This window comes from Immundisolibacter sp., from assembly GCF_028696615.1.
Taxonomy (GTDB): domain Bacteria; phylum Pseudomonadota; class Gammaproteobacteria; order Immundisolibacterales; family Immundisolibacteraceae; genus Immundisolibacter.
Genome location: NZ_JAQVGQ010000142.1, coordinates 1 through 7,212, shown reverse-complemented (window position 1 = coordinate 7,212; position 7,212 = coordinate 1). Strand labels below are relative to the sequence as shown.

6 protein-coding genes and 1 pseudogene are annotated in these 7,212 nt (G+C 70.6%); all 7 read left to right on the top strand.

All coding sequences use genetic code 11. The features are described from left to right. Positions 1-492, top strand: a pseudogene (gene rimO / locus PHC73_RS09785) (30S ribosomal protein S12 methylthiotransferase RimO); the annotation flags it as partial. Positions 493-718: 226 nt separating this feature from the next. Then, positions 719-1,351 (top strand): peptide-methionine (S)-S-oxide reductase MsrA, encoded by a 633-nt coding sequence (msrA, locus tag PHC73_RS09780; protein ID WP_300127335.1) that lies wholly within the window; start codon positions 719-721, stop codon positions 1,349-1,351. A 27-nt stretch (positions 1,352-1,378) separates the two neighbouring features. Beyond that, positions 1,379-3,286, top strand: coding sequence for a KUP/HAK/KT family potassium transporter (locus tag PHC73_RS09775; RefSeq protein ID WP_300127332.1), 1,908 nt, complete (start codon positions 1,379-1,381; stop codon positions 3,284-3,286). A gap of 69 nt (positions 3,287-3,355) precedes the next feature. Beyond that, positions 3,356-4,657, top strand: a complete 1,302-nt coding sequence (gene gshA / locus PHC73_RS09770; protein WP_300127329.1) for a glutamate--cysteine ligase — start codon at positions 3,356-3,358, stop codon at positions 4,655-4,657. Next, positions 4,650-5,606 (top strand): glutathione synthase, encoded by a 957-nt coding sequence (gene gshB / locus PHC73_RS09765; RefSeq protein WP_300127326.1) that lies wholly within the window; start codon positions 4,650-4,652, stop codon positions 5,604-5,606. The genes gshA and gshB overlap by 8 nt, the downstream gene beginning before the upstream one ends. Beyond that, the gene (locus tag PHC73_RS09760; RefSeq protein WP_300127324.1) at positions 5,557-6,480 is read left to right on the top strand and encodes an energy transducer TonB; all 924 of its coding nucleotides are present in this window, start codon (positions 5,557-5,559) and stop codon (positions 6,478-6,480) included. The genes gshB and PHC73_RS09760 overlap by 50 nt, the downstream gene beginning before the upstream one ends. 619 nt (positions 6,481-7,099) lie before the next feature. Next, positions 7,100-7,212, top strand: a 113-nt coding sequence (locus tag PHC73_RS09755; RefSeq protein WP_300127337.1) for a prepilin-type N-terminal cleavage/methylation domain-containing protein, incomplete at its 3' end; no start/stop codon positions are given.

Genomic DNA, 7,212 nt, shown 5'->3' with positions numbered 1-7,212 from the left:
GTGGAAAACACGCTCGAACGCATCCACGCCTGGCGCGCGGTGGTGCCGGAACTGGCCATCCGCAGCACCTTCATCGTCGGCTTTCCGGGCGAGACCGAGGCCGATTTCGAGCGCCTGCTGGACTTCCTCGACGAGGCCCAGCTCGACCGCGTGGGCTGTTTTCCGTACTCGCCGGTGGCCGGCGCGGCGGCCAATGCACTGCCGGGCGCGGTGCCGGAAGAAGTGAAACAGGAGCGCCTGGCGCGCTTCATGCAAAAGCAGGCCGCCATCAGCGCGCAGCGTTTGCAGGCCAGGATCGGCCAGACCATCGAGGTGCTGGTGGACGAGGTGGGCGACGAGGGCGCCATCGCCCGCAGCACCGCCGACGCGCCCGAGATCGACGGCGTGGTGTATTTGTCCGATGCCGACGGCGTGGCGGTGGGCGACATCCTATTGGTGGACGTGGAAGACGCCGACGAGCATGACCTGTATGCCGTGCCGTCGCTGGGCTGAACGCGCCCGAGCCGCCGGCGACCACCCGCCTATAATCCGCCGCTTCGGGAACCGCGGATGTATTCAGCGGCTCCCTGCGGGGCAGGATGCCCGGCCCGAATCGAGGCCGTAAGACAGTGATTCAGGGAGCGCGGCGCGCAGGTGTACCGCGCCGCGCGAGCCGAACAATTCCAGGGCTGGAATTTTTCGCCATCGATCGACATGCCGCCACCCGCGGGGGGAAGCCATGCCTTTGTTCGGTAAGCCGCTCACACTGCCCAGCGCGGCGCAGGCGCTGCCCGGCCGCAGCACGCCGCTGCCGCTGACCGACCGCCACTTCGTGCACGGCCGGCCGCTCAAGGGCCCGTTTGCGGCCGGCCTCGAGCAGGCGCTGTTCGGCATGGGCTGCTTCTGGGGCGCCGAGCGGCGCTTCTGGCAACTGGACGGCGTCTACACCACCGCGGTCGGCTACGCCGGCGGCCACACGCCAAACCCCACCTACGAAGAGGTCTGCAGCGGCGGCACCGGCCATGCCGAGGTGGTGCTGGTGGTGTTCGAGCCGGCCAAGATCGATTACGCGGCGCTGCTGCGGGTGTTCTGGGAAAGCCACGACCCGACCCAGGGTATGCGCCAGGGCAACGACATCGGCACCCAGTACCGGTCGGCCATCTACACCTTCGGCGCCGCCCAGCAGGCGGCGGCCGAGGCCTCGCGCGACGCCTACCAGGCGGCGCTGGCCGCCGCCGGCTACGGGCCGATCACGACGGAAATCGCCCCGGCCGGGCCGTTCTACTACGCCGAGGACTACCACCAGCAGTACCTGGCCAAGAACCCCGGCGGCTACTGTGGCCTCGGCGGCACCGGCGTGTGCTGTGCCTGAGCCCACGGCCGACCGCCGCCGCCACGCATGACGCAGACCGCCCCCGTCACCGGCCTCAAGCGCCTCGGCCTGCTGAGCCTGGGCGCGCTCGGCGTGGTCTACGGCGACATCGGCACCAGTCCCATCTACGCGCTGCGCGAGTGCCTGTCGCACGGTGTCACGGCCACGCCCGACAACGTGCTCGGCATCCTGTCGCTGATTTTCTGGACGCTGGTCATCCTGGTGTCGGTGGAGTACCAGCTGTTCGTGCTGCGCGCCGACAACCGCGGCGAGGGCGGCATCCTGGCGCTGCTGGCGCTGCTGCGTCCGCAGCGCCACCGCGGCGGCGCCTGGCTGCAGAAGGCGGCCATCCTGGGCGCCGCGCTGGTGCTGTGCGACGGCGTGCTGACGCCGGCCATCTCGGTGCTGAGCGCCGTCGAGGGGCTCGAAGTGGCCGCGCCGGCGCTGGAACCGGTGGTGTTGCCGCTCACGGTCGGCATCCTGCTGGGCCTGTTTCGCATCCAGCGCGGCGGCACGGCGCGCATCGGCGTGTGGTTCGGCCCGATCATGACGGTGTGGTTCCTCTGCATCGCCCTGCTCGGCGCGGCGCAGGTGGTCAAACACCCGGGCGTGCTGGCGGCCATCAACCCCGCCTACGGGGCGGCCTTCCTGCTGCACGAGGGCTGGACCGCGGTGCACATCCTGGGCTCGGTGTTCCTGGTGGTCACCGGCGCCGAGGCGCTGTACGCGGACCTCGGCCATTTCGGCCGGCGGCCGATCCAGTACGCCTGGTTCGGGCTGGCGTTCCCGGCGCTGGCGCTGTGCTACTTCGGGCAGGGGGCGCTGATCCTGAACTCGCCGGCGCCGGTCGAGCAGCCGTTTTTCGAACTGGCGCCGGATTGGGCGCTGTACCCGCTGATCGCGCTGGCCACCGCCGCCACGGTGATCGCCTCGCAGGCGGTGATCTCGGGCGCCTTCTCGCTGACGCGCCAGGCCATCCAGATGGGCGTGGTGCCGCGCGTGCGGGTGGTGCAGACCTCGGCCGAGGCCGGCGGGCAAATCTACGTGCCGGCGCTGAACACGCTGCTGATGCTGGTCACCACCGTGGTGGTGCTGAAGGCCGGCTCGTCCGGCGCGCTGGCCAACGCCTACGGCATCGCCATCAGCACCACCATGATCATCACCACCGTGATGCTGTTTCTGGCCATGCGCTGGCGCTGGCGGCTGCCACTGGCGGCGGCGGCCAGCACCTGCGGGCTGTTCGTCATGGTGGACGTGTCGTTCTTCAGCGCCAACCTGCTGCGCGTGCCGGCCGGCGGCTGGATGGTGCTGGCCGCCGCCGCGCTGCTGTACGGCATGATGAGCACCTGGAGCTGGGGCCGGCGCAACCTGATCGGCATGCTGACCACCGAAACCATGCCGCTGCCGGTGATGTTCTCGCGCCTGGCGCGTGAGCGCATCGCCCGCGTGCCGGGCACGGCGGTGTTCCTGACCGCGCCGCGGCTGGGCGCCCCGCCGGCGCTGCAGCACCACCTGCGCCACGCGCACGCGCTGCACGAGCGGGTCATCCTGCTGACGGTGGAAAACCGTGACACGCCGCGCGTGCCGCCGGACGAGCGGCTGGTGATCGAACCGCTCGAACAGGGTTTTTATCGGCTTTTCGTGCGCTACGGCTTCGCCGAGAGCCCGGACCTGCCGCGCGCTCTCGAGCTGGCCGCCGCCAAGGGCCTGCCGGTGGACCCGGCCGAGATCACCTACTTCATCGGCCGCGAGACGCTGATCGTGCCGCCAGACATGCCCTGGCTGGACCGCCTGCGCGAGCGGCTGTACGTGTTCATGTTCCGCAATGCCCTGCGCGCCACCGACTTCTACCACATCCCGCCGCGCCAGGCGGTGGAGATCGGCCTGTGGCTGGAGGCGGCGGTGCCGGCGCGGGCGCGTGAGGCCGCCGGCTGACGGCGCACGGCCGGGCCGAGGCGCCGGCTGTGCTTCAATACCGGGCCACCCTGCCACGGCGACGACACCATGACCGAGCCCTCGCCCGCCCTATCGACGGTGCCGCACCTGACCACGGCCCTGACCGGGCCGCTGCTGCGCCTGGAAACCCAGCTGCTGCAGGCGCAGGTCGCCATCGAGGGCTGGTTTCGCGAACAGTTCCGCGCCACCCCGGCGCCGGTGTACTGCTCGGTGGACCTGCGCAACGCCGGCTTCAAGCTGGCGCCGGTCGACACCAACCTGTTCCCGGCCGGCTTCAACAACCTCGGCGAGCGCTTCCTGCCGCTGTGCGTGCAGGCCATGCAGGTGGCGCTCGAACGCGTGTGTCCGCGCAGCAGCCGCGTGCTGCTGGTGCCGGAAAGCCACACCCGGAATCTCTTTTACCTGGAAAACGTCGCCGCCCTGCGGCGCATCGTGGAAGCCGCCGGCTACGCCGTGCGCATCGGCTCGCTGCTGGCGGACCTCGCAGAGCCGCAGACGGTGAAGCTGCCGTCCGGCGCCAGCCTGCTGCTGGAGCCCATCCAGCGGCACGGCAACCGCGTGGGCGTGGCCGGCTTCGATCCGTGCTTCGTGCTGCTCAACAACGATTTGTCCGCCGGCCGGCCGGCCATCCTGGAAGGCATCGAGCAGACCATCGTGCCGCCGATGGCGCTCGGCTGGAGTTCGCGCCGCAAGTCGGTGCATTTCGGCCACTACCGCGACGTGGCGCGCGAGTTCGGCGCCCGCATCGACCTGGACCCCTGGTTCATCGACCCGTACTTTCGCCAGTGCGGGCAGGTGGATTTCCTGGCCCGCGAGGGCGAGCAGTGCCTGGCCGGCAACGTCGAGGTGCTGCTCGAATCCATCCGCCGCAAGTACCGCGAGTACGGCATCGACCGCGAGCCGTTCGTCATCATCAAGGCCGACGCCGGCAGCTACGGCATGGGCGTGATGACCGCCCGCAGCGTGGACGACGTGCGGGATCTCAACCGCAAGGAACGCAAGCGCATGGCCGCCAGCAAGGACAGCCGGGCGGTGCGCGAGGTCATCATCCAGGAAGGCGTGTACACCTTCGAGACCGTCGGCGACCCGCCGGCGGTGGCCGAGCCGGTGGTGTACATGATCGACCAGCACGTGGTCGGCGGCTTCTACCGCGTGCACACCGAGCGCGGCCCGGACGAGAACCTGAACGCCCCCGGCATGCACTTCGAGCCGCTGGCCTTCGTCGAGCCGTGCAACACGCCGGACTGCGCCAAGGCGCCGGACGCCGCACCGAACCGTTTTTACGCCTACGGCGTGGTGGCGCGACTGGCGCTGCTGGCCGCCGCCCGGGAGATGGCCGCTCATGGCTGAGTACCGCGTCGGGGTCGTCATGGACCCCATCGACCACATCAAACCGAAAAAAGACACCACGCTGGCGCTCATGCTCGAAGCCCAGCGCCGCGGCTGCGAGCTGCACTACATGGAGCAGTCGGACCTTTTGATGCGCGACGGGCAGGTGTTCGCCAGCCGGCGCCTCGTCGAGGTGTTCGACGACCCCAAGCGCTGGTTCGCGTTCCGTGGCGAGGTGTTCGGCCCGCTCACCGAGCTCGACGTGGTGCTGATGCGCAAGGACCCGCCGGTCGACCAGGAATACCTGTACACAACGTACCTGCTCGAACGCGCGGAGCACGCCGGCGTGCTGGTGGTGAACCGCCCGGCGGCGCTGCGCGAGGTGAACGAAAAGCTCTACACCGCCTGGTTCGGCCAGTGCACGCCGCCGACGCTGGTGACCAGTTCCGACCGGCACATCCGGGCGTTTCTGGACGAGCACGGCGACATCATCCTGAAACCGCTCGACATGATGGGCGGCGCGTCGGTGTTCCGCCTGCGCGACGGCGACCCCAACCTTGGCGTCATCATCGAGACCATGACCCGCCACCAGCGGCGGCCGATCATGGCGCAGCGCTACCTGCCGGACATCGCCCACGGCGACAAGCGCATCTTGATGGTGGACGGCGAGCCCGTGTCGCACGCGCTGGCGCGCATCCCGGCGCCCGGCGAGACGCGCGGCAACCTCGCCGCCGGCGGCCGCGGCGAAGGCCGCGAGCTGACCGCCCGCGACCGCTGGATTGCCGAGCAGGTCGGCCCCACCTTGCGCCTGAAGGGTTTGCTGTTCGTGGGCCTGGACGTGATCGGCGAGTATCTGACCGAAATCAACGTCACCAGCCCCACCTGCGCGCGCGAGCTGGACGCGCTGTACGGCCTCAACATTGCAGGACAAGTCTTCGACGCCATCGAAAAGCGGCTCGCCAGCCGCTGAGGCGCGCCTGGGCGCCGCGCTGCCCGCGCCGGCCGGCCAGCGCCTGGCGCTGACCGTGCTCTATGCGCTGGCGGTGCACCTGGCGCTGGCGCTCGGCCTGCACATCGCGCCGCCCCGGCCGGCGGCGCCGCCGGCCGCGCCGCGGCTCGAAATCACCCTGGTGCAGCGCCCGGCGGCCAAAAAGCCGCCCAAGCAGGCCGACTATCTGGCCGAAGTCAGCCGCGACGGCGGCGGCAACCGGCGCAAGCCCAGCCTGCCGACCAGCGTCGCCCCCGGCCGGCCGGCGCCGGCCGCCATCGCCCCCTCGCCACGGCCGGTGCCGGCCGTGGCCGCGCCCGCCCCCATCCAGCGCCGGCTGCTGACGGCAGCCAAACCCAAAAAGGCGCAGCTGGCGAGCGCACCCAAGCCCGAACCCGCCCCGCAGACGCCAAGCGCCGACCAGCTGCTCAGCGGCGCGCGGCAGTATGCGCAACTCGAGGCGCGCCTGGACGCCCAGCAGCGGGCGTACGCCAAGATTCCGCGCGAGAAATTCATCACCGCCCGCACGCGCGAATACAAATACGCCGCCTACATGGAAGCCTGGCGGCGCAAGGTCGAGGCGGTCGGCAAGCTCAACTACCCGGCAGACGCCCGCAAGCAGGGCCTCACCGGCAGCCTGCTGCTGACCGTGCGCATCGCCCCCGACGGCAGCCTGGTCGACACCACGCTGCGCCGCAGCTCGGGTCATCCCGTGCTCGACCGCGCGGCGCAGGACATCGTGCGCTGGGCGGCGCCGTACGCGCCGTTTCCGGCCGACATCCGCGCCGAGGCCGACATCCTGGTCATCACCCGCACCTGGCAGTTCCTGGACGGCCAGGCGCTGGCCGGCGACTGAGCGGGCCCGGACGGGGCTGGGCGCCAGGCGGATTCGCGGCTGAAGCCGCTCCTACAGGAAGACGATTCGAACCGATTCGTAGGAGCGGCTTTAGCCGCGAACCCACCACACCCCGGCACCCCGTAGGAGCGGCTTCAGCCGCGAACACGCGCCACGCCCCTCTCCTGCAAGCGGAAAAGGGAAAAGGACGCCGCGTTCGACAGCCCGTTTCTTCCCCTCTCCCGCCTGCGGGAGAGGGTGGCCGCAAGGCCGGGAGGGGGTCCGCCGGGCGGGACGCGAATGGTCACTTTTTGACGTTTTTCGTCACCGCCTGCGCTCTCCGTGCCGCGGCCGGCACGCCGCGGCGCCGCCAAACCCGCAGCTCGGGCCGGCCGACGGCGGGCGGCGCAAGGCAAAAAATGCCCGCCAATCCAGCGCCCGGCGGCGATGCGGCGGTGCGGCGCCGCAGCCCGCCCGCTGCCGGGCCGGGGCAACGCACGCCGTCTGGCACGGGTGTTGCTAAACTTGCGAGGCGCGCCGGCTCAAGACCGTCCGCAGCCGGCCGACGACCCGTCGGTCCGGCCCAGGCGGCCCCCAACCGCCGACGCGACCTCGCAACCACCCTCACGGGAGAACCGCAATGAAGCAACTGCAACAAGGCTTCACGCTCATCGAACTGATGATCGTGGTGGCCATCATCGGCATCCTGGCCGCGCTGGCGGTGCCGGCGTATCAGGACTACACCATTCGTTC